Source organism: Pantoea sp. E956-1 (assembly GCF_982223955.1).
The window spans coordinates 465,367-490,698 of sequence record NZ_CEUYZP010000001.1 but is presented as its reverse complement, the minus strand read 5'-3'; the positions used below and the strand labels follow the sequence as shown (position 1 = coordinate 490,698).

The 25,332-nt window shown below is 54.7% G+C and carries 21 protein-coding genes and 1 pseudogene; 9 read left to right on the top strand and 13 right to left on the bottom strand.

Annotated features, from left to right (window positions below; translation table 11 throughout):
- Positions 1-174: 174 nt before the first annotated feature.
- On the bottom strand, positions 175-2,109 hold the full coding sequence (locus AC0T7J_RS02370) for an exoribonuclease II (protein WP_473791910.1): 1,935 nt from the start codon (positions 2,107-2,109) through the stop codon (positions 175-177).
- A gap of 111 nt (positions 2,110-2,220) precedes the next feature.
- Complete coding sequence (locus AC0T7J_RS02365; protein WP_473791909.1) at positions 2,221-4,524, bottom strand: FdhF/YdeP family oxidoreductase; 2,304 nt, start codon at positions 4,522-4,524, stop codon at positions 2,221-2,223.
- Positions 4,525-4,784: 260 nt separating this feature from the next.
- Here AC0T7J_RS02365 and AC0T7J_RS02360 point away from each other — a divergent pair, with 260 nt between their 5' ends.
- The 4 genes from AC0T7J_RS02360 to AC0T7J_RS02345 all read left to right on the top strand — a co-directional run bounded on the left by AC0T7J_RS02360 (position 4,785) and on the right by AC0T7J_RS02345 (position 10,072).
- Positions 4,785-6,371 (top strand): PTS transporter subunit EIIC, encoded by a 1,587-nt coding sequence (locus AC0T7J_RS02360; RefSeq protein ID WP_473791907.1) that lies wholly within the window; start codon positions 4,785-4,787, stop codon positions 6,369-6,371.
- A 185-nt stretch (positions 6,372-6,556) separates the two neighbouring features.
- Positions 6,557-8,101: a methyl-accepting chemotaxis protein gene (locus AC0T7J_RS02355; RefSeq protein WP_473791905.1), complete on the top strand. Its 1,545-nt coding sequence runs from the start codon at positions 6,557-6,559 to the stop codon at positions 8,099-8,101.
- A 151-nt stretch (positions 8,102-8,252) separates the two neighbouring features.
- Positions 8,253-8,984 carry a YoaK family protein gene (locus tag AC0T7J_RS02350; protein ID WP_473791904.1) on the top strand — a complete coding sequence of 244 codons (732 nt, stop codon included), beginning with the start codon at positions 8,253-8,255 and terminating at the stop codon, positions 8,982-8,984.
- Between the two features lie 191 nt (positions 8,985-9,175).
- A complete protein-coding gene (locus AC0T7J_RS02345; protein ID WP_473793168.1) occupies positions 9,176-10,072 on the top strand; it encodes a LysR family transcriptional regulator in 897 nt (298 codons plus the stop codon).
- On the opposite strand, the gene AC0T7J_RS02340 is transcribed toward AC0T7J_RS02345, so the two are convergent.
- The 5 genes from AC0T7J_RS02340 to sapC form a co-directional block, all read right to left on the bottom strand.
- A complete protein-coding gene (locus AC0T7J_RS02340; protein ID WP_473791902.1) occupies positions 10,069-11,190 on the bottom strand; it encodes a CMD domain-containing protein in 1,122 nt (373 codons plus the stop codon). The two genes, AC0T7J_RS02345 and AC0T7J_RS02340, sit on opposite strands and share 4 nt — an antisense overlap.
- 217 nt (positions 11,191-11,407) lie before the next feature.
- Positions 11,408-12,196 carry an enoyl-ACP reductase FabI gene (gene fabI / locus AC0T7J_RS02335; RefSeq protein WP_010244547.1) on the bottom strand — a complete coding sequence of 263 codons (789 nt, stop codon included), beginning with the start codon at positions 12,194-12,196 and terminating at the stop codon, positions 11,408-11,410.
- Between the two features lie 141 nt (positions 12,197-12,337).
- Positions 12,338-13,141: a putrescine export ABC transporter ATP-binding protein SapF gene (gene sapF / locus AC0T7J_RS02330; RefSeq protein WP_473791899.1), complete on the bottom strand. Its 804-nt coding sequence runs from the start codon at positions 13,139-13,141 to the stop codon at positions 12,338-12,340.
- Between the two features lies 1 nt (position 13,142).
- The gene (sapD, locus tag AC0T7J_RS02325; RefSeq protein WP_473791898.1) at positions 13,143-14,138 is read right to left on the bottom strand and encodes a putrescine export ABC transporter ATP-binding protein SapD; all 996 of its coding nucleotides are present in this window, start codon (positions 14,136-14,138) and stop codon (positions 13,143-13,145) included.
- Positions 14,139-15,029: a putrescine export ABC transporter permease SapC gene (sapC, locus tag AC0T7J_RS02320; RefSeq protein ID WP_473791896.1), complete on the bottom strand. Its 891-nt coding sequence runs from the start codon at positions 15,027-15,029 to the stop codon at positions 14,139-14,141.
- A 234-nt stretch (positions 15,030-15,263) separates the two neighbouring features.
- Between sapC and AC0T7J_RS02315 the strand changes: the two are divergent.
- Positions 15,264-15,482, top strand: a pseudogene (locus tag AC0T7J_RS02315) (Arm DNA-binding domain-containing protein); the annotation flags it as partial.
- A gap of 69 nt (positions 15,483-15,551) precedes the next feature.
- On the opposite strand, the gene AC0T7J_RS02310 reads toward AC0T7J_RS02315, so the two are convergent.
- Entirely contained in the window at positions 15,552-15,755 is a 204-nt protein-coding gene (locus tag AC0T7J_RS02310) for a hypothetical protein (protein WP_473791894.1), read from the bottom strand.
- Positions 15,756-16,465: 710 nt separating this feature from the next.
- On the opposite strand from AC0T7J_RS02310, the gene AC0T7J_RS02305 reads away from it, so the two are divergent.
- A complete protein-coding gene (locus AC0T7J_RS02305; RefSeq protein WP_473791892.1) occupies positions 16,466-16,876 on the top strand; it encodes a helix-turn-helix domain-containing protein in 411 nt (136 codons plus the stop codon).
- 204 nt (positions 16,877-17,080) lie between these two features.
- Here AC0T7J_RS02305 and AC0T7J_RS02300 read toward each other — a convergent pair whose 3' ends face one another.
- The 4 genes from AC0T7J_RS02300 to sapA all read right to left on the bottom strand — a co-directional run bounded on the left by AC0T7J_RS02300 (position 17,081) and on the right by sapA (position 21,657).
- Complete coding sequence (locus AC0T7J_RS02300; protein ID WP_473791890.1) at positions 17,081-17,971, bottom strand: GNAT family protein; 891 nt, start codon at positions 17,969-17,971, stop codon at positions 17,081-17,083.
- A gap of 738 nt (positions 17,972-18,709) precedes the next feature.
- Positions 18,710-18,916, bottom strand: coding sequence for a TraR/DksA C4-type zinc finger protein (locus tag AC0T7J_RS02295; protein WP_473791888.1), 207 nt, complete (start codon positions 18,914-18,916; stop codon positions 18,710-18,712).
- A 152-nt stretch (positions 18,917-19,068) separates the two neighbouring features.
- Positions 19,069-20,034 (bottom strand): putrescine export ABC transporter permease SapB, encoded by a 966-nt coding sequence (sapB, locus tag AC0T7J_RS02290; protein WP_473791886.1) that lies wholly within the window; start codon positions 20,032-20,034, stop codon positions 19,069-19,071.
- Positions 20,035-21,657, bottom strand: a complete 1,623-nt coding sequence (gene sapA / locus AC0T7J_RS02285) for an ABC transporter substrate-binding protein SapA (protein ID WP_473791884.1) — start codon at positions 21,655-21,657, stop codon at positions 20,035-20,037.
- 171 nt (positions 21,658-21,828) lie between these two features.
- Here sapA and AC0T7J_RS02280 point away from each other — a divergent pair, with 171 nt between their 5' ends.
- Positions 21,829-22,020 (top strand): hypothetical protein, encoded by a 192-nt coding sequence (locus tag AC0T7J_RS02280; protein ID WP_473791882.1) that lies wholly within the window; start codon positions 21,829-21,831, stop codon positions 22,018-22,020.
- A gap of 147 nt (positions 22,021-22,167) precedes the next feature.
- A complete protein-coding gene (locus tag AC0T7J_RS02275) occupies positions 22,168-23,403 on the top strand; it encodes an MFS transporter (protein WP_473791880.1) in 1,236 nt (411 codons plus the stop codon).
- Between the two features lie 90 nt (positions 23,404-23,493).
- Here AC0T7J_RS02275 and pspF read toward each other — a convergent pair whose 3' ends face one another.
- The gene (gene pspF / locus AC0T7J_RS02270; RefSeq protein WP_473793166.1) at positions 23,494-24,495 is read right to left on the bottom strand and encodes a phage shock protein operon transcriptional activator; all 1,002 of its coding nucleotides are present in this window, start codon (positions 24,493-24,495) and stop codon (positions 23,494-23,496) included.
- A gap of 164 nt (positions 24,496-24,659) precedes the next feature.
- Between pspF and pspA the strand changes: the two genes are divergently transcribed.
- On the top strand, positions 24,660-25,325 hold the full coding sequence (pspA, locus tag AC0T7J_RS02265) for a phage shock protein PspA (RefSeq protein ID WP_473791878.1): 666 nt from the start codon (positions 24,660-24,662) through the stop codon (positions 25,323-25,325).
- The last annotated feature ends 7 nt before the right edge of the window (positions 25,326-25,332 follow it).

The window sequence follows — 25,332 nt, the reverse complement described above, 5'->3', positions numbered from 1 at the left end:
GAAAGCGATCGAAAACAACGAGTTAAACTTAATGTAATGGAATGTAAGTGAAAGTTAATCAGTGGAGAAGTGTGAAGCGGGGTACAAATTTAACTTTTTTGCAACGCGGGAAGGGTGGAAACAGGCGGGATACCCGAGTTATCCCGCCAGATTGACTGCTCAGAACATTACTACTCAGACGGCGGGACGCGCCACGACGCTGCGGGTTTCCATGCGGACTTCGGCGATGGTGACATCAATCACATCGGTCACACGGTAAACCACTTCACCTTTGATCTGTACGCTGCCATTTTCCTGGCTGAGAACCAGCTCATCACGCACCGCGTGAATAAACGGCGCCGGGATAAAGGCGACCGCGCCAAACTCCAGCAGGCGAACACGCATGCCGCCGCGCGACACATCGATAATCTCGGCGCTGAAGCGACGGTCGGTGGCGGCAAACGGCGCCAGATAGCGGGCATAGAGCCAGTCGCCGACATCACGTTCCGCCATGCGGTTCAGGCGGCGGCGTTCACTCATCGTCACCGTCACCGCATCATCCGGACGAGCAATCTCCTCACCGCGAATAATCGCTTTCAGCAGGCGATGGTTGATCATGTCGCCGAACTTACGAATCGGTGAGGTCCAGGTGGCGTAAGCCTCAAGTCCCAGGCCAAAGTGCGGGCCAGGCTCGGTGCTGATCTCAGCGAAGGTCTGAAAACGACGGATCCGACTGTCGAGGAACTGGGTCGGCTGGGCATCAAGCTCACGACGCAGCACGCGGAAGCCTTCCAGCGTGGTGATTGCCTGCGCATCCACGGTAATACCATGGTTTGCCAGCACGGCGGCGGCCTGTTCAGCATTGGTGGCATCAAAACCGGCATGGACGTTGTAGATACCAAAACCGAGACGGTCACGCAGCACTTTCGCCGCGCAGACGTTGGCCAGAATCATAGACTCTTCGACAATGCGGTTAGCGATGCGGCGCGGTTCAGCCACGATCTCCAGCACTTCACCTTTTTCACCCAGCAGGAAGCGGTAATCCGGGCGATCTTTAAACACCAGCGCGTGGGTCTGACGCCATTCGCTGCGCGCCAGGCAGAGGCGGTGCAGCAGGCGAATCTGTTCAGCAATCGCCTCACTTTCCGGCTGCCATGCGCCGCTGTTTTCCAGCCAGTCAGAGACGTCGTCATACGCCAGCTTGGCTTTGGATTCGATCCAGGCGGCAAAGAACGCAACGTCATCACCTAAGCTGCCATCGGCTGCCACGGTCACGCGGCAGGCCAGGGCCGGACGGCGCACATTCGGGCGCAACGAGCAGACATCATCAGAGAGTTCGCGCGGCAGCATCGGGATGTTAAAGCCCGGCAGGTAGTTGGTAAACGCACGCTGCGCCGCCAGCTTATCGAGCTGACTGCCTTCCGGCACATAGGCGGTAGGGTCGGCGATAGCGATAGTCAGACGCAGGGCGCCATCGTCCAGGGCTTCCGCAAAGAGCGCATCATCCATATCCTGGGTGCTGGCGCTATCGATGGTAACGAAATCCAGCGCGGTCAGATCTTCACGCGTCAGATTTTCATCCAGCATCTCGCCAAAACTGACATCGGGCGCTTCACGCTCAAGGTTATGACGCGACAGCGTCACCCACCACGGCGCCAGATGGTCATCAGCTTTGACAATAAAATCGGTGAGTTCGGCATAAAAGCCGCGATCGCCTTTCAGCGGGTGGCGACGCATCTCCGCTACGGCCCAGTCACCATTTTCAAACGCATGGCTGACATCGCGCGCAGGGCGACACTGGATCGCATCCTTCAGCAGGGGATGATCCGGCACAATCGACAGGCGATCGTCTTTCTTCTGCACCCGGCCAACAAAGCGGCTCAGGAACGGCTCAACCAGGGTTTCCGGCTCAGCGCTTTCGCGATCTTTTTCGCTGTGGATCACGGCGGTGATACGATCGCCGTGCATCACTTTCTTCATCTGCGGAGGCGGAATGAAGTAACTTTTTTGCGCATCGACTTCCAGAAAGCCGAAGCCTTTTTCAGTGCCTTTTACGACGCCTTCAGCACGAGGCGTTTGCGAATGGAGCTTCTCTTTCAGCTGCGCGAGCAGCGGGTTATCCTGGAACATAATTTTTACGTTTCGTTGGCTGATTGCGGCTGACAGTTTTACGCGAATCGACGTCGCGCGGCAAGGCAAAAAGCCGGACGAGCCGGCTTTTTAGGGGACGTGAAAGGGCTGTCAGGCGATGCGCTGATCGGCCAGTGCCTCAGAGAGTTCCAGCTTCACTGGCACCGATTTAGAGGTCGGTGTACCACTGTCATCACCAAAGCTGTTCAGCGGCACCAGCGGGTTGGTTTCCGGGTAATAGGCCGCCAGGTTACCGCGCGGAATATTGTAGGGAACCAGTTTGAATCCGCTGACGCGACGGGTAATGCCATCATTCCACAGCGTTTCGATATCGACATTCTGGCCTTCGGTAAAGCCCAGGTCTGCCATATCGTCCGGGTTGATGAACACCACTTCACGCTGACCAAACACGCCACGGTAACGGTCATCAAGGCCGTAAATGGTGGTGTTGTACTGGTCGTGCGAACGCAGCGTCTGCAGGGTAAAAGGCACGTCCTGATCAAGATTCGGGAACAGTGAGGCCGGCAGCGCTGAGGCGTTGAACTCCGCTTTCTGGCTCGGGGTATTGAAGCGCAACTCGGCTGCTGCGTTGCCCAGATAGAAACCGCCCGGGATATCGCATTTGGCGTTAAAGTCGGCAAAGCCCGGGATCGTCGCGGCGATGTGCTCACGGATCAGGTTGTAATCACCCGCCAGTTCGCGCCATTTCACTTTCTCATCACCCAGCACCGCCTGCGCGATACCGGCAACAATCCAGGTCTCAGAGCGTTGTGTTTCCGCCAGCGGAATACCGATCCCTTCGGAGGCGTGCACCATGCTGAAGGAGTCTTCCACGGTAATAAACTGATTGCCGGTGGCCTGCAAATCGCGCTCGGTGCGGCCCAGCGTCGGCAGAATCAACCCTTCGTGACCCGGCACCAAATGGCTGCGGTTCAGTTTGGTGCTGATATGCACGGTCAGACCACAGCGTGACATCGCCTCTTCGGTGCGCGGTGAATCGGGTGCAGCGGCTGCCAGGTTGCCACCCAGCGCGATCAGCACTTTCACTTCATCACGCAGCATCGCGTTCAGTGCTTCCACGGTGTTGTGGCCTGCCGCACGCGGGGGCTCGAAATTGAAATGATTACCCAGCGCATCCAGGAAGGCTTTAGCCGGTTTCTCATCAATGCCCATAGTGCGGTTACCCTGCACGTTGCTGTGACCGCGCACCGGGCAGAGGCCAGCACCTTTTTTGCCCAGCTGGCCAAACAGCAGCTGCAGGTTGGTGATCTCGCGCACCGTGTCGACAGAGTGTTTGTGTTGGGTGATACCCATCGCCCAGGTACAGATCACCCGGTCGGCGCTCTGATAGATCGCTGCGGCTTCACGGATCTGCGCCTGCGTCAGGCCCGACTGCGCCACAATCTGCATCCAGCTGGTGTTATCCACGGCGTCGAGATATGCCTCAATGCCGTTGGTTTTAGCATTGATAAAGGTCTGATCAAACAGGCCGCTTTCACCGGCTGCCAGACGCGCGCGGTGGGTTTCCAGCAGGGATTTCACCATGCCGCGCACCGCCGCCATATCACCGCCCAGGTTCGGCTGATAATAAGAGGAGCTGATGTTACCCGCTTTCGAGGTCACCACTTCCAGCGGTTTCTGCGGATCGGCAAAACGTTCCAGACCGCGCTCGCGCAGGGTATTAAAGGTAACGATTTTCGCACCGTGATCGGCGGCATGACGCAGGCTGTGCAGCATACGCGGATGGTTAGTGCCGGGGTTCTGACCAAAGACAAAAATGGCATCTGCATGGTCGAAATCATCCAGACGAATGGTGCCTTTACCGACGCCAATGCTGCGCTTCAGGCCGGTGCCGCTGGCTTCGTGGCACATATTGGAGCAGTCAGGGAAGTTATTGGTCCCCATCAGGCGACCAAACAGCTGATAGAGCCAGGAGGCTTCATTGCTGGCGCGACCGGAGGTGTAGAGTTCCATCTGATCCGGATGATCCATCGCCTTGATGTGCTGCGCGATCAGCGCAAACGCATCATCCCAGCTGATCGGCTCGTAATGGTCGGTTTCCGCGTTGTAGCGCAGCGGATGAGTCAGACGTCCCTGATACTCCAGGAAGTAGTCACTCTGCGTATAGAGCGTGGTCACGCTGTGCTTAGCGAAAAAGTCCGTGTCGACCATGCGGCGTGTCGCTTCCCAGGTCACCGCTTTGGCGCCGTTCTCGCAGAAGCTAAAGGTACTTTTATTGTCATCACCCCAGGCGCAGCCCGGACAGTCAAAACCGCGTGCTTTGTTCATGCGCATCAGGTTGCGCATATTTTTCAGGGCCGCTTTGCTGTCAAGAACGAAACGCGTGGTGGCTTCCAGTGAACCCCAGCCGCCCGCTGCCGCGCGATAGGGTTTGATTTGGCGTTTAAATTTCATATTGAGTGCAGGCTTTTTATAGTAGGAATTATTGTTTGGTGTTTGTTATCAGGTTATAGCCTGATGGTGAAATGAAGTCTGCAGTTATCCTCAGACCTTGTCTAATTGATTGACTTAATGGTGCGATAGCTGGCGTTTATCGTACAAAAGCCGGAAATGTGATGCTGGTCAGATTTTACCCGCCTTTAACTTGCTGATAACGGGAGTTCTCCCGACAACAGGCTAATACTTGCTGTTCACAATCAGAGAGGGCCAACTCCATGAAACAGCTGACCAGCCAGATCCATGCGTTTGGCAAAGCGTTGATGATGCCAATCTCGGTCATCGCTGCCGCAGGTATTTTCCTTGGGCTGGCGGCGGCCATGCAGAATCCGGCGGTCACCGGCGATGCCTTTGCGCAGATGCAGGTGCCGCAGTTAATCATCGGCTTTATTCGCAAGGTCGCCGGGGCGCTGTTCGCTAATCTGCCGGTCTTCTTTGCGGTAGCGAGTGCCATCGGACTGGCGAAAGCGGAAAAACCCACCGCTGCCTTTGCCGCGGTGATTGGCTATATCGTGATGAACGTCGGTATCAGCGCGACGCTGGCGGCTAAAGGGATTACCGCCACCACCACCACACCAGCAGCCCTGCAGCAGGCGGGGATGGATCAGACCACCGCCATGATGACCTCGGCGGAATATATCAACATGCTGGGCGTCTTTACTTACAACATGAGCGTGCTGGGCGGGGTGATTGCCGGGCTGGTAACGGTGGCGCTGCACAATCGCTTTTATACCCAGCAACTGCCTACCGCGATCAGCTTCTTTGGCGGACGGCGTTTTGTGCCGATTGTAACCGTGATCTGTCTGCCACTGATTGGGGTATTGCTGGCGCTGATCTGGCCGACCATTGGCAACGGTATCGCCTGGATTGGCCAGATGATTGGCAAAAGCGGGCAGTATGGCGCTTTTCTGCTGGGGGCCTTTGAACGCATCCTGATCCCCACCGGCCTGCATCACATCCTGAACGAAACCGTGCGTTTCACACCGATTGGCGGCATGGCAGTGGTCGATGGTCAGACCGTTGTTGGCGCACTGAACATCTTCAACGCGTCGCTGACTCATCCGGGATCCATCCCCGATGAGACGCTGCGCACCGCCACGCAGTTTCTGGCGCAGGGCAAGATTCCGGTGATGATGTTCGGTCTGCCCGCTGCGGCGCTGGCGATCTATCACACCGCCCGGCCCGAACACAAACAGCGAGTCAAAGCGCTGGTGATGGCGGGGGCGCTGACCTCCTTCACCACCGGCATCACCGAACCGCTGGAGTTCTGCTTTATCTTTGTCTCACCGGTGCTCTATCTGCTGCACGCTTTCCTGACCGGCCTGTCGTTTATGCTGATGTCGATGCTGCATCTGATGATTGGCAACGTGCAGGGCGGTGTTATCGACCTGGTGGTATTCGGCATGCTGGGCGGGGCAAAAACTCACTGGTGGTGGACGCTGGCGCTGGGTGTGATCTATGCGCCGATCTACTACTACGCTTTCCGGCTGGTGATCACCCGGATGAATGTCGAAACGCCGGGCCGTGAATCAGAGGATGAGAAACCGCAACAGGTCGCCGCGGATGAGCGGACGCAGGTGATTATCAGCGGGCTGGGCGGGCAGGCCAATATTGAAGATGTCGATTGCTGCTTTACCCGGCTGCGGGTGCGGGTGAAAGAGATGAATCAGGTGGTCGATCAGACGCTGATGAGCACCGGTGCCAACGGTGTTAATCGCGTCAGCGAACACGACATTCAGGTGATTTACGGCCCGCAGGTCGAGAAGATCGCTAACGAGGTGAAAATGGCGCTGGGTGTTGCTTAACAGCAGCCTGTTTCAGGCTTAATCACGACGCTAACCGCCCGACGCTCACGGCGGTTAGCGCCTGTTCCCCGGATCAGTCTGGCCACTGCCGTTCCGCTTATTGTAACTAAAAAAAGTCCAGCCCTAATGGGCGGCACCTTTCTGCCGATATAGCGACTAATTCTCCTGATTATTGGACCTCAGTAATGTCGTTAAAAAAATCCTCCCTGATTATCTTCTCCTTCCTGCTGGCGTTATTTCTCACCAGTGTGGCAATCAGTACCTGGCTGCTGGTTCAGAGCAATCACTCTCTGAACGCGGTTAACAAAGAGATCCGCGTGGTGCTCTCGGTCATTGACCCCATCAACCACAGCCGCACGCTGCGTGTGCGTCTGATGGAGTACATGAAGGAGATTGAGGGCAGTGACGCAAGCCATCCCGCCACGCTGGACAGCGTTCGGACCGTGGCCAGCAAAGCGGATGCTGCATTTCAGGCCTATATGAACGCGCCGCGTCTGCCGGGCGAAGAGGCGGAAGCTGATGCTTACAGCCAGGCTTATCAGGCCTATCGTCAGCAGGGTTTACAGCCGTTGATTGAGGCGGCAGAGGCGCACGATCAGGTGCGCTTTAAAAATCAGATCGCCACCGTAGTTCGCCTTGACCGTCAGTATGAGATCATTCTGGACCGGGTGCTGGCTCAGCATGAAACCTATGCCAAAAAGCTTAACAGCGATGCACAGAGTCACTTCACCTCCGGCATTACCCTGCTGGGGCTGTTTGGCGTGCTGTTTTTCGCCATCATCGTCGCCATTTACATCTTCATGAAGCGCTATGTACTTTCGCCAATCAATGATGCGCAGGAACACTGCAAGCTGATTGCGGCGGGCGCCCTGGATACCACGGTGCCGGTCAAAGCCGGTTCGCGCAGTGAAATTCAGTTGCTGATGGGATCGCTGGAGCAGATGCGCAGCGCGCTGACCGCCATTATTCTCCAGGTGCGCGATTCAACCCGCTCAGTCTCCACCGCCTCGCAGGAGATTGCAGCGGGCAACATCGACCTTGCCTCGCGTACCGAACAGCAGGCCGCCGCGCTGACGGAAACCGCTGCCAGCATGGAGCAACTGGGCGCAACCGTGAAACAGAACACTGAAAACGTTTTTGAAGCCTGCCGCCTGACCAGTGAAGCGGTGAAGAACGCGGAAAGTGGCGAAAAAGTCTCGCAGGAAGTGGTGACATCGATGGCGCTGATTAATGCCAGCTCGAAGAAGATCGAGGAGATCACCACCGTTATCGACAGCATCGCCTTCCAGACCAATATTCTGGCACTGAACGCGGCAGTCGAAGCCGCCAGGGCGGGTGAACAGGGTCGCGGCTTTGCGGTGGTGGCGGGGGAAGTCCGTAATCTGGCCCAGCGCAGCGCCACCGCAGCTAAAGAGATTGAGGGGCTGATTGCGGAATCTGTCTCGATCATTCACGCCGGTTCCGATCAGGTCAGCCGGACCGGGGAGGCGATGAGCGCCATTATCTCCTCTGTCAGCCGTGTGAATCTGCTGATGGAGCACATCTCAACCGCTTCTGATGAACAGAGTCGCGGTATCGGTCAGATTGAGCAGGCGGTTACCGAGATGGACAGCGTTACACAACAGAACTCGGCGCTGGTGCAGGAGTCTGCCGCGGCCTCTGCCTCGCTGGAAGAGCAGGTTCAGTATCTGACACAGTCGGTCTCCACTTTCCGTCTGGCAAACAGTTAATCAGGGCTCTCCGCGCTGAGTTTATGCAGCGCGGAGGCCAGAGCTCCGATGCTGAGTAATGCCCGGCAGAGAAGGGAGAGTTTGATTCAGTGCCTTGTGGCGCAGGGCTAATCGGCGGATTATAAGGCTTTCTAGTAAATATGGGGTGGTCATGCTAATCAGCACGGAAAGTGCCCGCAGCAACAGCGCGGATACCCGACTGGCCTGTACGCTTGCCGCTGCCGCAGGCGCACTCAATACCGCAGCCTTTGAGATCGTCGGTTTCTTTTCAGCCAACATGACCGGGAATGTCTCGCTGCTGTCCGATCATCTGGCCAAAGCGAACCTGGGGCCTGGCCTGTTTTTTCTGTCGATCGTGCTTCTGTTTATTGCGGGTTCCATGTGTTCAACGCTGATCATTAATGCCGGGCACCGCAGAAATATCCGCACCATCTATGCCTTTGTCATCCTGATTGAGGGCAGCGCGCTGATTGCTCTGGGGGTGATTGAAAATCACTTTCCGCCGCGATCACCGGGGGTCGTGTTAATCATGAGCCTGAGTTTTTTAATGGGATTGCAGAATGCGGTGGTGACGCGGATCTCCAATGCCCGCGTTCGCACCACCCATATCTCCGGCACGGCGACCGATATCGGGATTGAGCTGGCAATGCTGTTTGAGGTGCTGCGGCGCAAAGCGTCACCGAAAGAGGCGCCGCTCTATCTGAGCCGGCTGCGACTGCACTGCCTGACCCTGCTTTCTTTCCTTGCAGGGGGGATCGCCGGAATCGGACTTTACAGAGTGCTTAGTTACGATTTTCTGCTGCCTGTAGGCTTCGGGTTAATCTGCCTGGCGCTGAATGCCATCTTTACTAAGCCAGCAAAACAACAGGGCGCAATGATTTAAGTGCACAACCCTCACTGATGCTTAAACCAGGGCGGCGCGGAGTCCTGATTTCATCGATCCGCCTGTGCAAATGAACCGTGCGGTTAAAACATCCGAGCCTGCGCGGGGTAACATTCAGCCTTATACTCTGGTTGATCCTGCGAACGAGACCGTAATGCGAACAGCCTTCAACCTGCTGATGGATAATTAACATCGACATTAAACAACTCATTTACTTGTGTAACCTGGAGCGTGAACGCCATTTCGGGCGGGCCGCGGAAGCCAGTTTTGTTACACAGCCAACCCTCTCTATGCGCCTGAAAAATCTTGAGCGCGAGCTGGGCCTGCCGCTGATTAACCGCAGCAATAACTTTGCCGGATTTACCCCAGAGGGCGACCGTGTGCTGGCGTGGGCGCGGGAAATTGTTTCGGTTTATCAGGGACTGAAGCTGGAAGTGGAATCGCTGAAGCATGGGGTGAACGGCACGCTGCGGGTTGGCGTGGTGCCGCAGTGCAGCATGGCACTGCCGCTGCTGCTGAAAGCGGTGCAGGCGCGTTATCCTCAGCTCGACTACCGCATTGCGGTACTCAGTGCTGACCAGCTGCTGGAGGCGCTAAACAGTCACACCGTGGACGTTGGGATCGGTTTTTTCGAGATGGCAACCCTGCGTGAACTCCATTTTCAGACCGAGATGCTGGCCGACCGGGGGGTTGAAGCGGTGTTCCATCCCGACCATTTTCCTGAGCTGGTGGGGGAAACCCCGCTGACGCTTGATGAAGTGGCACAACAACCGCTCTGCCTGGCGGAGCCGACACGTTATTTCCGGCGTTATCTTGATATGGCTTTTCGCGAGGCAGCGCTGGTGCCGCGTGTGATTGTGGAGAGCGCCTCTGTCATGCAGTTGATGCAGTGCGCGCAGGTCGGCCTGGGGCTGCTGGTATCGCCGGTCGGTCATCTGCTGGCCGCATCACTCCAGGGACTGCAGCAGCGCGCCATCACGCTGCCGCCGATGGCGCGCCAGGCGGCGCTGGTCATCGCTGAGCCTGGTCGTGCCACCCCGCTGGCACAGCACTTTTTCGACGAAGCGCGTGGTCTGCTGCCGGTTTAGCCCGGAGACTGCGATTCGCCCAGGGCGTAAAACAGGCGGCTGTTCCAGTTGCCTATAGCAACACTCTGCATCAGCGCGAACAGCGCATCCCGCTTCCAGCCTGTCTCCATTAGCGGTTGCAGATGGGCCGCGCTGAAACGCTCTGGCGAACGGGTCAGCTGCGCCGCCAGCGCAATAATCTGTTGTTCTTCCTCTTTTGCGCCCGCGTCATCCACGCCCTTTATCAAAATCTCATTTCCGGCCAGCAGCCGGAACGCCCAGCGACTGCCCAGAATCCGGGCGGCCGTCGCCTCTGCCAGGGTATTGTCCTGAGTGAGATGCTGACGCAGTTGCGCCCAGCCATAGAGCACCGAGGGATCGTGTGCCAGCAGCCATACCGCATCCTGCATTCCCGGCAGTGACTGACAGCGGGTAATAGCAGCGAGCTGCTCAGCACTGGCATAACGTAACTCCAGTGGTTTCAGTACCGGCTGCCAGCGGGCAGGCTGATCAAAACCTGCGGCCTCAGCATCCGGTGGTGCAGTGCTGCCGGGCAGCCAGCGTACCGGCTGGGCCTGCAGCGCCTGTAAACCGGCGACCACCCGCGCCTGATAACTAACAAAGCCGATCACCTGATTCAGCGTCACAATATCAGGCTCTGTCAGGCCGACCGCATCCAGGGCGGTGATTGCGCTGGCGCTGATCAGCTCAGGCTGCATCGCCAGCTGGCGTGCATACTGCGTAATCTGGGTGAGGCGATTATTACTCTCGCGTGAGGAGTCGGGCCCGGGCAACGGATTGAGGCGGGCAGAGTAGTGATTACACAATCGCTGCACACCCGCTACCTGTGCCACCGTCAGCGCCGTGCTGAGGCGATCGTAAAGCGTTAAGGTGTGTGTGAGCGTGGTGACGACGCGATCGGGGAACAGCAACTGTGCCAGATCGCGCGCCGCCAGCAGGGCGGGCTGGTTCGTGCGCAGCAGTGACTGCACCACGTTGTCATCGGCGTAACATCCCAGCAAAAAGCGGTCATCGATATGGGCGGCCTCTGGCACCAGCGGTGCGGCCTGTGAGGTACGTGGACTGGTCTGGCTCTCGTAAAACCAGTGGTTATGGCCCGGATAGCGGCGTTGTTCCATGATCAATCCTTTTGCAAATTCGGGTTCGGTATGCAGGCGGCAGAATCTGAAAATGTGCATAAACCGAAGGGCAGGCTTATCGTCGCTGATGGCCAGTCCGGGGCAAAAGATTGATCGGTGATAATTAATAGCGTTACGGTATAACGGCTGTGAAATCAGGCAGGAAGGGCGAGGCGGGAGCAAAGAGGAGGGCGAGCCAGGCTCGCCCTTGCAGAACTTATTTCAGTTCCAGTTCGTTCATTGCGGCGATGCTGAAGCCACCATCAACGTGAACTACTTCACCGGTGATGCCGCCAGCCAGGTCAGAGCAGAGGAATGCTGCTGAGTTGCCGACATCTTCGATGGTAACGGTACGGCGAATCGGGGTGACCGCTTCGCAATGTGCCAGCATCTTACGGAAATCTTTGATGCCTGATGCTGCCAGGGTGCGGATTGGACCGGCAGAAACGGCGTTAACACGCACGCCTTCCGGGCCCATGGCGTTTGCCATGTAACGCACGTTGGCTTCCAGCGACGCTTTCGCCAGACCCATCACGTTGTAGTTCGGGATCGCGCGCTCAGCACCCAGGTAAGAGAGGGTCAGCAGCGCAGAGTGTGGATTCAGCATCTCGCGGCACTCTTTGGCCATCGCGACGAAGCTGTAAGCACTGATGTCATGCGCGATTTTAAAGCCTTCGCGGGTAACGGCGTTCACGTAGTCGCCAACCAGCTGCTCGCCAGGGGCGAAACCGATAGAGTGAACGAAACCGTCAAATTTCGGCCAGGTTTTTGCCAGTTCAGTGAACAGAGATTTGATGCTCTCATCTTCGGCTACGTCACATGGCAGCACGATGTCTGAACCCAAATCTTTGGCAAACTCTTCCACACGACCTTTTAATTTGTCGTTCTGGTAGGTGAAAGCCAGTTCTGCGCCCTGTTTGTGCATCGCCTGTGCAATACCGTAGGCGATGGAAAGTTTACTGGCAACGCCAGTAATCAGAATGCGCTTACCGGAAAGAAAACCCATAGCTGTAATCCTTATGGTCATTGTAGTTGGCGGCCGCATGGTTAAAAAGTAAGCGACCGACGTTAATCGACGTGCGGATTCTAGCACGTCTCTCATAAATCAGGTAAATCGCCCCGCAATTTCCGCGATATGCAGCAAAAATCAACGCTCGCGTCGCCAGGCTTCGGCACTCAGTGCTTCGCCAAAATGGCTGCTGATCAGTCGTCGGGTCAGATCGTGCAGCGGGGAGGCCAGCACATCAGCGGTGCCGCCGCGCTCGACCACTTCGCCCTGATGCATCACCAGTACTTTATCGCTGATGTGCTTCATCATCCCCAGATGCTGGGTAACATAAATGTAAGCGATCCCATGCTTCTCCTGCAGTTCCAGCATCAGATTCACCAGCTGGGAACGCATGGTCATATCCAGCGAGGCCAGCGCTTCATCGGCCACAATCACTTTGGGTTGCAGTATCAACGCGCGGGCCAGACCCAGTCGCTGCTTCTGACCGGGTGCCAGCATGTGCGGATAATACCCGGCGTGATCGCGCAGTAATCCCACCTGACGCAGGGTGGCGATAATGCGCTTTTCGCGTTCCTCCGCGCTGAGATCGGTATTGAGCCGCAGCGGGAACTCCAGGATCTGACTGATGCGCTGACGCGGATTCAGTGAGGTTGAGGGATCCTGAAAAATCATGCGGATGCGCTGACTGCGATAGCCATAATCGCCAAAGGTCAGCGGATGATCGTCAATCAGAATCTCCCCTTCGGTGGGGGCGACCATGCCGCTGAGCATCTTCGCCAGCGTGGACTTGCCAGAACCGTTTTCGCCGATAATCGCCAGCGTCTGTTTTTCACGCAGGGTAAAGCTGACCGACTTCACCGCCTCCACGTGCTGACGGCGGAACAGGCCCGTGCGATAGCGAAAGGTTTTACTCAGGTTGCGCACTTCCAGCAGGGTCTCCATGCTACTGGCCCTCCATATTCAGCGGGAAATGACAGGCGTAGAGATGCGTTTTGCTGCCGGTGAGCCGCGGTGTTTCAATACATTTGCGCTGCGCATAGGGGCAACGTGGCCCCAGACGACAGCCAATCGGCAGGCTCTCCAGCGACGGGATCGCCCCGGACAGGGTATTGAGACGGCTTTTGTGCGGCAGGGATCGTCCAAAATCGGGCATCGCCCGAATCAGCGCCTGAGTATACGGATGATGCGGCGTACTCATTAAATCTTCGCTCTGGGCGGTTTCCACCGTCTGACCACAGTACATCACGTTGATACGGTCCGCCCACTGGCTCATGGTGCGCAGGTCATGACTGATCAGCAGAATGGTGGTGTTGTTGTTCTGGTTCAGACGGCTCAGCAGGCGGAAAATCTGCGCCTGCGTCGTGGGTTCCATGGCGTTCGTCGGCTCATCGGCGATCAGCAGACGCGGCTGGTTAGCCAGCGCAATCGCGATCATCACTTTCTGGCATTCCCCTTCGGTCAGCTCATAGGGGAAGCTGCGCATAATATCTTTGTGATCTTTAATGCCGACGCGATGCAGCAGTTCGATGGCGCGGGTTTTGCGCCAGAACCAGAAGCGTTTCAGCCATGGGCCTTTATACGTCCAGCGTGGGATCACCTGCATCAGCTGACGACCGATGCTTTCAGAGGGATCCAGACAGGATTGCGGCTCCTGAAAAATCATCGAGACGTTATGCCCGATAATGCGGCGGCGCTCGCGCGGCGACAGGCGCAGCAGGTCGACATCATCAAACACCATGCGATCGGCGGTCACACGCCAGTTATCGTTGGTCACGCCGCAGATCGCCTTGGCAACCAGGCTCTTACCGGAGCCGGACTCACCGACCAGGCCACGGATTTCACCTTCGCCCAGCGTCAGATTGACGCGATCGACCGCCTTGACCGGCCCGTCTGCGGTCATAAATTCAATGGTCAGATTACGGATATCGAGTAACGGCATTTATTCCACTCCCGCTTCGACGGCGCGACGGATGCCGTCACCGAGCAGGTTAACAATTAATACGCTGACCATCAGCGCCACACCCGGCAGCATAACGGTCCAGGGGGCGACATAGATCAGCTCCAGCGAATCCCCCAGCATCGCTCCCCATTCCGGCGAAGGCAGCTGCGCGCCGAGGTCGAGGAATCCGAGTGCGGCAATATCCAGAATCGCCATCGACAGCGCGCGGGTAATTTCGGTGATCAGCAACGGTAAAATGTTAGGCAAAATAGCGTAGCGCAGGATATTGCGGCTTCGGGCACCGTCCAGACGAGCCGCCACCACATACTCTTTTTCCAGCTCATCATGCACGGCACTGTAAATCTCGCGCACCAGACGGGGTATCAGCGCCAGCCAGACGGCCAGCAGTGCATGTTCAAGTCGCGGCCCGAGAAACGCCACCACAATAATTGCCAGTAACAGCGACGGAATGGAGAGCAGGGTGTCCAGCACGTGGTTCATCACCGCCGAGCGTATACCATGCGTCATACCCGCCAGTACGCCCAGCACCAGCGCGCCGAGCGTGGCGAACAGCGTCACCAGAATCGCCGAGCCCACCGTTGGGCCTGCACCGCTCAGCAGGCGGCTCAGCACATCCCGACCCAGATCGTCGGTGCCAAGAAAGAAGGAGACATCGCCGTAGTGTGACCAGGAGGGCGGCAGCAACTGATAACCCAGGAACTGCTGATCGATATTGTAGGGCGCTATCAGCCCGCCAGACAGGCAGAGCAACAGCAGTGCGCCAAATCCATACAGGCCGACCATCGAAATCGGGTTGCTATAAAAATGATGCCAGCTCTGACGAAACGCGCTGGGCAGGCGTTTTTCGGCGTAGATATTATCGGTGGGCATACGCTTTCACTTTACTCTGCTTAACTTCGGGCAACGTTGCTGTATAAAAATCATTCATATCAGGTGCTTGCCCCGCTCGTATGCATTATGTTGCTTTGTCATTGATGACTCTGAATAGCGTTAAATTATGTGTGTTGTGCAGATCTCTGCGTCTTAGCAAAGGGTCTCTGCACATTGCTGACCGACACCAGACTCAGGAAAGCGCAGAGTTAGCGTCGCGATGAAAAAGAGGATATCTCCGACGCGCACGTCCTGAATGTCAGGCACTCCCTTTAAGGCAGGACATTTTTCTACCGTTATCGCTGGGAGGATAAGCCCGTTCAGCTGACTATAGGTGATTATCCGACGATATCCCTGTTGCAGGCAAGGGAACGGCGTCAGCAATTTCGGCTCTGGATTACAGAGGGTTACGATTTGCGTCGGGGGAGGGGCCTGAACAGACTGAAAAAAGTCCTATTCACTACCAGATAGCAGGCAAGAAAAAGCCGCCTCACTGGGCGGCTGATTCACGCTTAGCGAATGCTACGCTGGCCGCACCCTGGCCTTTGTTGGATGTCCATCGCGCCCATCGTCGTGGGTGTGGTCAGGATCCGGCTCAATGATCACGATATAATCTTTACCTACTCCATCGCGCATTAACGTCACTAAATCTCCGGCAACAGGTTTGGTGTCAAACTCATGTTCCTCTTCAACGCCGGTATCTTCAAAAATTACAGCGAATTTCATTTTTCGTCCTCTTCCTGATAAACCGCGTCGTAACCGCGAGCTTTTTTACTGACGCTTACTCAAAGAATTTTAGCCTATCCTGAAAATTGTTCGCATCTCAGTGGATAACTTCATGCCGATATTATGCAGGGTTACCGGCTGGTTTAAGGTGATCCTGAGGTTCAGACCGCTGTAAAAGCATGGCCGTGCGATGGTGCCAGCCAACGGCTGATGCGAGTGGAAGCGAGCTGGCGATAATAAACTGGAGCAGAGGCGTTTGTGCTTGCAACCTCAGCGAACAACAAGCAAGGGGTGGATATCCATGTTCGCCCCCCGCTGTTTTGAGGTGCAGAGGGTGTACGCGAATGGCCCTGTACGGAAACCAGGCCGGAATGTGCACAGTAAATTGCGCATGATGCTGAATGAGTAATACACCGTAAATCATCCACAGAAGACGGATAATCCAACACCTAAGGCGTTTACCTCAACAGAAGTAACTCTTTTTTGTATAGCGTTGACAGATTCTTCATCATTTCCTGATTGTTCATTGATGACGTTGAGAGATAGTCGCGTCCTGAGAGCGGACGCTATGTTCAGGGAGATAAATGAATGGCGTAAATAAAGAAAAGAGCTTAGAGAAGCACGATGTAACCGTTTGGTTTGTCATTAAATTTAGTGCGGTAATGAGTTTAAATTTAAAGGCATTGCAAAAAACGCAATAGGGGGATGGCATGATAGATAAAAATTTCTTTAATGCATTAATAGAATGGATGGATGATCATGCGGATGAAAAGATAAATCTGGATAAAATTGCTCAGAAAAGTGGATATTCGAAATGGCACCTCAACAGAATGTTCACAAAACATCGTGGAGTCAGCCTTGGGAAGTATATTAATAACCAGAGAATGCAGGCTGCCTCACGCAGTTTAAGGTTTACTGAAGCCACTATTGCAGAGGTGGCTGACCAGTTTCACTACGACTCTCAGCAAACGTTCACTCGCGCCTTCTCACGACATTTTGGTATGCCTCCTGGCATCTGGCGAATCAGAGATGCTGCAAAAAAATCAGATAAAAATGCGCTCTGTTTCCCAAACGATGACGCCATTTTCAGGCAGAGGTTGATCGCATACATATTGCCGTAAGTTTACCTGATCGTATCGATAACGAATTAGTATCTGACAGACGGCGCGGATAAGAACAGTGATTCATCAAAATCCTGTTGCTCCTGGATTAATAATTTATACCTTTAAACACCATTGATTGGTAACGGGCGCTTGACGAGTGGGCTAGGTTATATTTATTTCAAATAATCTGTTGCAGACAATAGCGCTGTCTTCCCTGAAAGATTAAAAAATCGTTTTTCCTGTGGGATGCGCATCTGCCCAGCGAAGTTTATATGTCCATTCTTTATCAAGTGAACCGATTGAAAGTCTCATCTCCTTGCCCGTTTGCTTACAATATTCCCGTGCCGCACCAATATTTTTCCACATAAGTAAACTACCCGGACTGAGTTCCGTATATTTCATGTTGACGCCACCGTTTGGCACATCAAAATAGATAACGTGTTCACTCTCAGCCATGAAGAGCAAATCCATCGCGCACGGCTCGTTCCCGATAAAAAGAATATAACCGAAAAGCATCTTTTTCATGGCAATAATAAGTGTGATCAGGTTCTCCCTGGAATAACACGTTATGCTGTCAGAAAAACGGGACTTAAAAAGGAAAATGTAATGGTCTGCCAGTTCTTCAGGGCTGAATTGATTTATTTCACAGCAGCGACCCCCCGCACGTATGAAGCGATTGTATTCGTTGCGGCGATTTTTCTCAGTTTTAACTGAATAGCTCTCTTTTACAAAGCACACTTTATTTTTTCGGGCAAAGTAAAAGTTAAAATTTATGAAGTTGTGCTTGTTGAAATGTGACATTTTATTTGTTTTTTCAGGGAAAAACATCGTGGCATCTTTAGCCGCCGGCACCATGATTTCATCATAGGATAGCGGAAATTTTTTCCATTGCTCGACACCTACCCGTGAGTTATCCAGCAAGGCATATGCGGCAATATAATCCCCTTTGTTTTCTTTATGAAAATACGTTGCATTGTGTCCTGTACGGGAGGAGAAAAAACTGATCACGTCAGGATGCATATTGACACTCCCACCAAAGCGGTTAAAACAGTGTTCATAAATGCCAGCGTCAGACTTTTCCCAGCCGTAGAGTATTCTTTTGATGTGGCTCATATAAGTTGTTAAACCTGATAGTTTTCCTGATAAATCGAGTTAAACAGAAGGCGCCTGAATGCTCACCGTCCTATGCCATTGAGTTACCTGTCAGTAACTCCGGACAGATGACCTCTGCTAAGGCATTTAATCAGGGCAGTATGCATTTTTTTTATCAATATAAAGGCAAGGAAATATCAAGAATCTATCAAGCGGGGTAATTATCATGGCCTAACATGCGTGATGGATGCCTGGCATTAATAGCAACTTTACCTTAGCCGCCAGGGTGATAGTCAGCACCAGGGGTGCCCGATTATTATTCACTGCCGATAAAGAGAGTCAGCTATTATAAAAAACCAACATGCACCCTCGTTATATATACATCGATCTGACCTGGTTGAGCCATGACAGCGGTTATTTCTGCTGCCAGACTGAATGGCTCCTCTTTTGTTAACGTGCCCGCCCGTGAGTGCCATTCGCCGGGGAGGAAATGAACAGGAAACGTTATTCAAAGGCGCTTCAGGTTCAGGGGGGAAAGCGCCTGAGGTCTGCATGGTTGTCATTCATGTTGGGTACTGACTGCCGGACAGATTCACGCCATCGAGCGGGCTAACGCCGGCGTCATTAAGGGGCAGCGCTTTTCGCATCACTATCCCGACCGCTAAATCAGTAACCTTACAGGTGCCGCTGATCGGGCAGCATAGGCCATCGCACTTCGCGTTTTAGTCTGACCGGGATAGGGTGACGTCATTCTGGCGCTTAATTAATCCGCTGGCTCTGCTCACGGCGATGCTTGTGATAATCCTCATCGCACTCGGCTGAACAGAACGCCGTTTCAGCCACGACAGGCTCGTCTTTACACCAGATGCATAAGCCATTTGGGCTTTTAGGTTTGGTCTTACGCGCTGCAAGAGAGGCTGCGAGATGCGCTTCTTCGCGCGCCTGTGCCAGATCAACGTCATCCATAAATGTTCATCACCTCATCAATTTTTTACGATTTGAACATCAATCGGTTTCTGCAGAAAAATTATGTGGGTACACGAATGCCTGCTCTGAAAACGACTTAAGAAAGACAAAATCACCTGTTTATTTCGTGTTTTGCCTTAGCGCCCTGAGCATTATCGGACGGCATACCATTCCTTATGTTTGAGCGGGTTCATGGCCGCGCCAATCACATCAGAAATTACATTAACCAGAATTACCAGCCCGCCAATCACCATCACACCAGCGGAGATCGCCGCGTAATCCTGCTGGCGAATCGCATTAATTAACCAGCGTCCCAGACCCGGCCAGTTAAAGACCATCTCGGTGATCATCGCCAGCGTCAGCATGGTGGAAAATTGCAGACCCAGACGCGGGATTACCGGCGGCAGCGCATTATGCAGCACGTGGCGGCGGATCACCGTAAAGGGCGAAAGACCCCGCGTGGCCGCTGCTTTGACATAATTTTTGTCCATAACGTCGCTGGTGCTGTTGCGCAGCAGGCGGATCACTTCCGTCGTAGGTGCCATCGCCAGCACCAGCACCGGTAAAATCAGGTGGTTCAGGACGCTGATAATCATCTCATGCCGCCAGGGCGAAGGACTCATCCAGGCGTCAATCAGCGCAAAGCCAGTGACACTCTGCACCGGATAGAGCAGGTCGTGACGACCGGACACCGGCAGCCAGCCCAGCGTCAGCGAGAAGAATAGCGTCAGCAGCAGCGCCAGCCAGAAAATTGGCGCAGAAAAGCCAATCAGCGCCAGCGCACTGATGGTTTTGTCCTGCCATTTATTGCGCATTACGCCGGCACAAATCCCCAGCGGGATCCCGACCAGCAGCGCGAACAGAAACGCCAGGATACACAACTCCATGGTGGCCGGGAAAACCTCACGCAGTTGCAGGCCAATCTCCTGACCGTTGGTGCTGGAGACGCCGAAATCAAACTGCAGCATCCCTTTAAACCAGAACCACCAGGCGTCCGAGAGCGCCGCGCCTTCCAGCGGGGCGTTAGGCGTAAAGTAGCTCAGACTGAAGCTCACCAGCGACAGCAGAAACAGGGTAATAATCAGTAGCAGCAGGCGCCGCAAGATATAGATAATCACTTACTTTTCCTTATCGCGTTCACGATAAACCCCGGCAAACGAGGCGTTGCCAAACGGACTCAGGACCAGCCCTTTAATATCATGACGAAACGCCTGCAGTCGCAGAGAGGATGCCAGCGGCAGCACCGGCAACTCCTGCGCCAGAATCTGCTGCGCTTTGTCATAACTGTCGATGCGGCCAGAGAGTTGTTGTGATAACAGGGCATTCTGCAGCGTTTCGTCAAAGGCCGGCGAGCACCAGTGCGCGTAATTGGTCTGCGAGCGAATCGCCGCACAACTGAGCAGTGGCCGGAAGAAACTGTCCGGATCGTTACTGTCGGTGGCCCAGCCTGACAGTGTCAGATCATGATTCATCGCCATCAGTTGCGCCTCCTGAAAACGGCCCTCAACCGGCACAATGGTCAGCCGGACGCCGACCTGCGCCAGATCCGCCTGCAACAGTTCGGCGGTTTTCAGCGGGCTGGGATTCCAGGACTGCGATGCGACAGGCACCACCAGCCGCAGATGTAGATCGCTGATGCCCAGAGCCGCCAGCGCGGCACGCGACTTCTCCGGATCATAGCTGGTGATGCGTGCATCATTATCATATGCCCAGGAGGCGCGAGGTAATATCGAAGCAGCGGTTTCGGCGGTGCCGTAATAGATTGACTCCATCAACCGCTCATTGTTGATCGCCAGTGCCAGCGCGTGACGTACCTCAGGGCGGTCGAGCGGCGGTTTGCGTGTATTAAAGGCCAGATAGGCGATGTTCATGCCGGGACGCAGCGTCATCCGCAGGCGCGGGTCATCGCGCAGGATACTGAGCTGGCTGGCCGCGGGATAGGCCAGTACGTCACATTCGCCGGTTAACAATTTGGAGAGCCGCCCGGTGCCGCCCGAGCCGAGATCGATCACCGCCTGTTGCAGACGCGGCACTCCTTTCCAGTAGTGGGGATTGCGCGCCAGGCGGATGTACTGACCGGTGCGGTATTCGCTGAGCTGATAAGGACCGGTGCCAACCGGTTGTCTGTCCATCTCTTCCTGTCGGCCCTGCGCGGTGAGCTGATCGGCATACTCTTTCGACAGCACTGGCGCATAGTGGGTCGCCATGTGCCACAGGAACGACGCATCCGGGCTGTTCAGTCTGAACTCAACCGTCCTGTTGTCGATTTTTTTCACGCTCTGCACTGAATCAGCAAATTGCAGGCTGTCAAAGTAGGGATAGTTGCCGCCATTAACGTTGTGCCAGGGATGATTGCGATCAAACATCCGGGCGAAGCTAAAGACCACATCGTCGGCGTTCAGCGCCCGGGTGGGGCGGAACTGATTCGTCTGCTGAAACTGCACGCCGCTGCGCAGGTGAAAGCGATACGTTGCGCCGTTATCGCGCACTTCCCAGCTGGAGGCCAGATCGGGCTTGAGACGATAGGTGTAAGGATCGACATCCAGCAGGCGGTCATACAGTTGTGCCGCCAGCGTATCGACAGTCAGCCCGCTGCTGGCCATCTGCGGATTAAAGGTGTTCAGCGTGCCGCTGACGCAATAGACGAAGCCGGTCTGGCGGATATCACCCGCAGGCGCTGACCACGCAGGGGCACTCAACACGCTGAGGCTCAGCAACAGCGAACATAATAGTTTTGACATAGAACTCAACGATTTTGAGGCATTAAACAGAGTGTATCGCAAAGCGGGCATTGTCCCAAAACCTGCAACCGCTGCCAGCCTGATTTTCATCATTGCGGCGGTAAAAAAAGCGCACAGAAGGTGTGGTAATGAGAAAAATTCTCAATAACCTGTTTACAGATGATAATAAGAATGATTATTATTCATCTGCGCTTCGACGGTGGCTCTGCCGTAGAAGAGCACGACATTGCTCACATTGCTTCCAGTATTGTTGCCCGCCGGTTGGCGGGCTTTTTTTTGGCTTATATAGAGTGGCATGCCTGCCTGGACGGGGAAGTGAAAGCTGCTAAAAGCGCCGGCGCTTTGAATGCGGTGTGGCGATGAAAAAAACGGGAGAGAAAAGTGAGTTAATGCTGATGTTATCTCTGCTGGCCTCCCGTTTAGCTAAGCGGGTCCTGAATTAAACCGCACTTAACTATTACAAAAACGCAGGTACTATAAGCTCATCTTCTGGTCACCCACTCCCTGGCAATGAATAAATTCCAAAAAAACGTTCAGGCTTTTCAGCATACATCCTTTCGCTATCTCTTTTTTGGACGTCTGTTCACCGTGCTGGGCAATGGGATTGCACCCATTGCGCTGGCTTTTGCGGTACTGGATATTGGCGGCTCTGCCTCTGATTTAGGGATAGTGGTTGCGTCCCGTTCACTGTGTAACGTGCTTTTCCTGCTGGTGGGCGGTGTTGTCGCCGATCGCTACTCTCGCAGTCGGGTATTAGTTTCATCGGCAGTGGTTGCCGCTGTTTCACAGGCTATCGTCGCCTGGTCTGTACTCGATGGCTCAGCAACTGTAATTAGCCTGACTTTGCTGGGTGCCCTGAATGGTGCGGCGGCAGGCATCGCACTACCTGCATCGTCTGCGCTGGTTCCGCAGGTGGTTCCTGCAACGGATTTGCGTCAGGCTAACGCATTAATCCAGCTCGGGATTTATGGCGGTACGGTGATGGGGGCATCGCTGGGGGGAATTATCACCAGCGCTGTCGGGCCGGGCTGGGGGCTGGCAATTGATGCGCTGGGTTTTGCCGTTTCCGCGCCGCTCTATTTCCTGATCCGTGTGAAATCGAGTAAAGCCGCGGCTTCGCAAGGCAATATCCTGCGCGACATCAAAGAGGGATGGGCAGAGTTCGCCGGACGAAGCTGGATTTGGTCGATAGTCCTTCAGTTCGCCATTATCAACGTCGCCTTTAATGGCATTGTGGTGGTACTTGGCCCGATGATTGCCGATGCCTCTTTCGGACGGGCGCAGTGGGGAATTATCGTGGCTGCCCACAGCGTGGGTTTAATTGCTGGTTCATTTCTGGCTATGAGATGGCATCCACGTCGTGATCTCTTTATTGGCGCGATGCTGGCAGGTCTTTACGCACTTCCGCTGTTTATGCTGAGCCAGAATGCGTCAGCAGCATTGCTGATAGTGGGTTTCTTCATTGCTGGCATGTCACTGGGCCTGTTCGGCGTAACCTGGGCGCACTCATTACAGACTCATATCCCACCGGATAAGCTGGCTCGCGTGTACGCTTATGATGCGATGGGTTCCTTTATCGCCATTCCCTTTGGACAACTGGTCGCGGGGCCGCTGGCAACACACTTTGGTATGAGCACTGTATTGCTGATATCAGCGCTGGCCGTGGTGGTGGTTACCGCTGGCGTCGGTCTGGTTCCTGCTATCCGGCAACCTGAAAAAATGGGGACTAAGACGCACAACACGTAATGGGCAGGCGGCTTAACGTGAAAAACAGCCCGGTTTATACCGGGTTGTTAATTCACAAGGCCGAGAGAATTATAGGATTGGTGGCGTTAATTAACTCTCTGCTTTTATATCGTGCTTCTTCATCATCGCGCGCAACTGATGATAGGTGACACCTAATAAGCCCGCAGCACGGCGCTGGTTATAACGAGCCCGCTGCAGGCTGGCTTCCACCAGCTCCCGCTCCTGCTGATTCTGCCATTGACGCAGATCCAGCGGCAGGGCAGGCAGTGCGCTGCTACCCGCCTCCTGACTGGTCCGGATGACAGCAATCGGTTCAGGGCGCGTAGCAAACGGGTTGATGATGACATTATCCAGTGGCTGCTCGCTGCTGTTATGACGATAAACCGAACGCTCCACCACATTTTTAAGCTCGCGAACGTTGCCAGGCCAGTGGTAATCAAGCAGAACCTGCTGCGCCCGTCGGGTAAATCCGGGAAACAGTAACAGGCTGAGTTCGCGGCACATCTGGATAGCGAAATGCTCGGCCATCACCAGTATATCGCTGCGTCGTTCGCGCAGGGGCGGTAACTGCACCACATCAAAGGCCAGACGATCCAGCAGATCGGCGCGGAATTTTCCCGCCGCCGCCAGCGCGGGCAGGTCTTCGTTGGTCGCACAGACCAGTCGCACATTTACCTGCAGGGAGTGATTGCCGCCGACCCGCTCCAGCTGTCCATATTCAATTACCCTGAGCAGCTTTTCCTGAACCAGCATCGGTGCCGTTGCCAGCTCATCCAGAAACAGCGTGCCGCCGTCAGCACGTTCAAACCGGCCAAGATGGCGCTTCTGCGCGCCAGTAAAGGCGCCAGCCTCATGACCGAACAGTTCAGAATCGAGCAGATTTTCATTCAGCGCGGCGCAGTTGAGCGAGATAAACGGCCCCTGCCAGCGATCAGAGAGATAGTGTAGTCGGCTGGCGATCAACTCTTTGCCCGTCCCACGCTCGCCAATCACCAGTACCGGTTTCTCAAGGGGGGCCAGTTTGGAAACCTGTTCCAGCACCTCAAGAAAATTGTTCGACTCACCCAGGAGATTATCGCTATTGCCTGTCATGATGAATTTCGCCACCCCTTAATCATTTTGACTATCTTAAAACAAGCGGGAAGGGCTGTAAAATTTAAAACATGATAAAAATCAATTGAATATAAAATTGGCACGCATTTTGTATTAACTCAGCAGGACTTCACGTTTTAAAACATTTAAAGAGGAACATCATTATGGGTATTTTTTCTCGTTTCGCCGACATCGTTAATGCCAACATTAATTCCCTGCTGGAGCGTGCGGAAGATCCGCAGAAACTGGTCCGGCTGATGATTCAGGAAATGGAAGACACCTTAGTTGAAGTGCGCTCCACCTCTGCGCGGGCGCTGGCTGAAAAGAAACAGTTGTCACGCCGTATTGAGCAGGCGGAGATTCAGCAGGCTGAGTGGCAGGAAAAAGCGGAGCTGGCGCTGCGCAAAGATAAAGATGATCTGGCCCGTTCCGCGCTGATTGAAAAACAGAAACTTACCGATCTTATCGCCTCACTGAAACAGGAAGTGGGCCAGGTTGAAGAGACGCTGGAGCGCATGAAAGGCGAAATCAGCGAGCTGGAGAAAAAACTGAGTGAGACACGTGCCCGTCAGCAGGCGTTAACCCTGCGTCATCAGGCAGCCTCTTCATCACGCGACGTTCGTCGTCAGCTGGATAGCGGTAAAATCGACGAAGCGATGGCACGGTTCGAATCTTTTGAACGTCGTATCGACCATATGGAAGCGGAAGCAGAAAGTCACGGTTTTGGTAAACCAAAAACCCTGGACCAGCAGTTTACTGACCTGAAAGCAGACGATGAAATCAGCCAGCAGCTTAATGCGCTGAAAGCCAGCATGAACCGCAGTGAGTAATCATCGA

Bases quoted from the DNA above. Each gene is read 5' to 3' on its own strand.
- AC0T7J_RS02300 (WP_473791890.1), bottom strand. From the start codon at position 17,971: ATGAGCCACATCAAAAGAATACTCTACGGCTGGGAAAAGTCTGACGCT.
- AC0T7J_RS02275 (WP_473791880.1), top strand. From the start codon at position 22,168: ATGAATAAATTCCAAAAAAACGTTCAGGCTTTTCAGCATACATCCTTT.
- pspA (WP_473791878.1), top strand. From the start codon at position 24,660: ATGGGTATTTTTTCTCGTTTCGCCGACATCGTTAATGCCAACATTAAT.
- AC0T7J_RS02370 (WP_473791910.1), bottom strand. From the start codon at position 2,109: ATGTTCCAGGATAACCCGCTGCTCGCGCAGCTGAAAGAGAAGCTCCAT.
- AC0T7J_RS02305 (WP_473791892.1), top strand. From the start codon at position 16,466: ATGATAGATAAAAATTTCTTTAATGCATTAATAGAATGGATGGATGAT.
- sapA (WP_473791884.1), bottom strand. From the start codon at position 21,657: ATGTCAAAACTATTATGTTCGCTGTTGCTGAGCCTCAGCGTGTTGAGT.
- AC0T7J_RS02350 (WP_473791904.1), top strand. From the start codon at position 8,253: ATGCTAATCAGCACGGAAAGTGCCCGCAGCAACAGCGCGGATACCCGA.
- sapD (WP_473791898.1), bottom strand. From the start codon at position 14,138: ATGCCGTTACTCGATATCCGTAATCTGACCATTGAATTTATGACCGCA.
- sapC (WP_473791896.1), bottom strand. From the start codon at position 15,029: ATGCCCACCGATAATATCTACGCCGAAAAACGCCTGCCCAGCGCGTTT.
- sapF (WP_473791899.1), bottom strand. From the start codon at position 13,141: ATGGAGACCCTGCTGGAAGTGCGCAACCTGAGTAAAACCTTTCGCTAT.
- AC0T7J_RS02340 (WP_473791902.1), bottom strand. From the start codon at position 11,190: ATGGAACAACGCCGCTATCCGGGCCATAACCACTGGTTTTACGAGAGC.
- pspF (WP_473793166.1), bottom strand. From the start codon at position 24,495: ATGACAGGCAATAGCGATAATCTCCTGGGTGAGTCGAACAATTTTCTT.
- AC0T7J_RS02280 (WP_473791882.1), top strand. From the start codon at position 21,829: ATGATTATTATTCATCTGCGCTTCGACGGTGGCTCTGCCGTAGAAGAG.
- AC0T7J_RS02310 (WP_473791894.1), bottom strand. From the start codon at position 15,755: ATGAAATTCGCTGTAATTTTTGAAGATACCGGCGTTGAAGAGGAACAT.
- AC0T7J_RS02355 (WP_473791905.1), top strand. From the start codon at position 6,557: ATGTCGTTAAAAAAATCCTCCCTGATTATCTTCTCCTTCCTGCTGGCG.
- AC0T7J_RS02365 (WP_473791909.1), bottom strand. From the start codon at position 4,524: ATGAAATTTAAACGCCAAATCAAACCCTATCGCGCGGCAGCGGGCGGC.
- AC0T7J_RS02295 (WP_473791888.1), bottom strand. From the start codon at position 18,916: ATGGATGACGTTGATCTGGCACAGGCGCGCGAAGAAGCGCATCTCGCA.
- AC0T7J_RS02360 (WP_473791907.1), top strand. From the start codon at position 4,785: ATGAAACAGCTGACCAGCCAGATCCATGCGTTTGGCAAAGCGTTGATG.
- fabI (WP_010244547.1), bottom strand. From the start codon at position 12,196: ATGGGTTTTCTTTCCGGTAAGCGCATTCTGATTACTGGCGTTGCCAGT.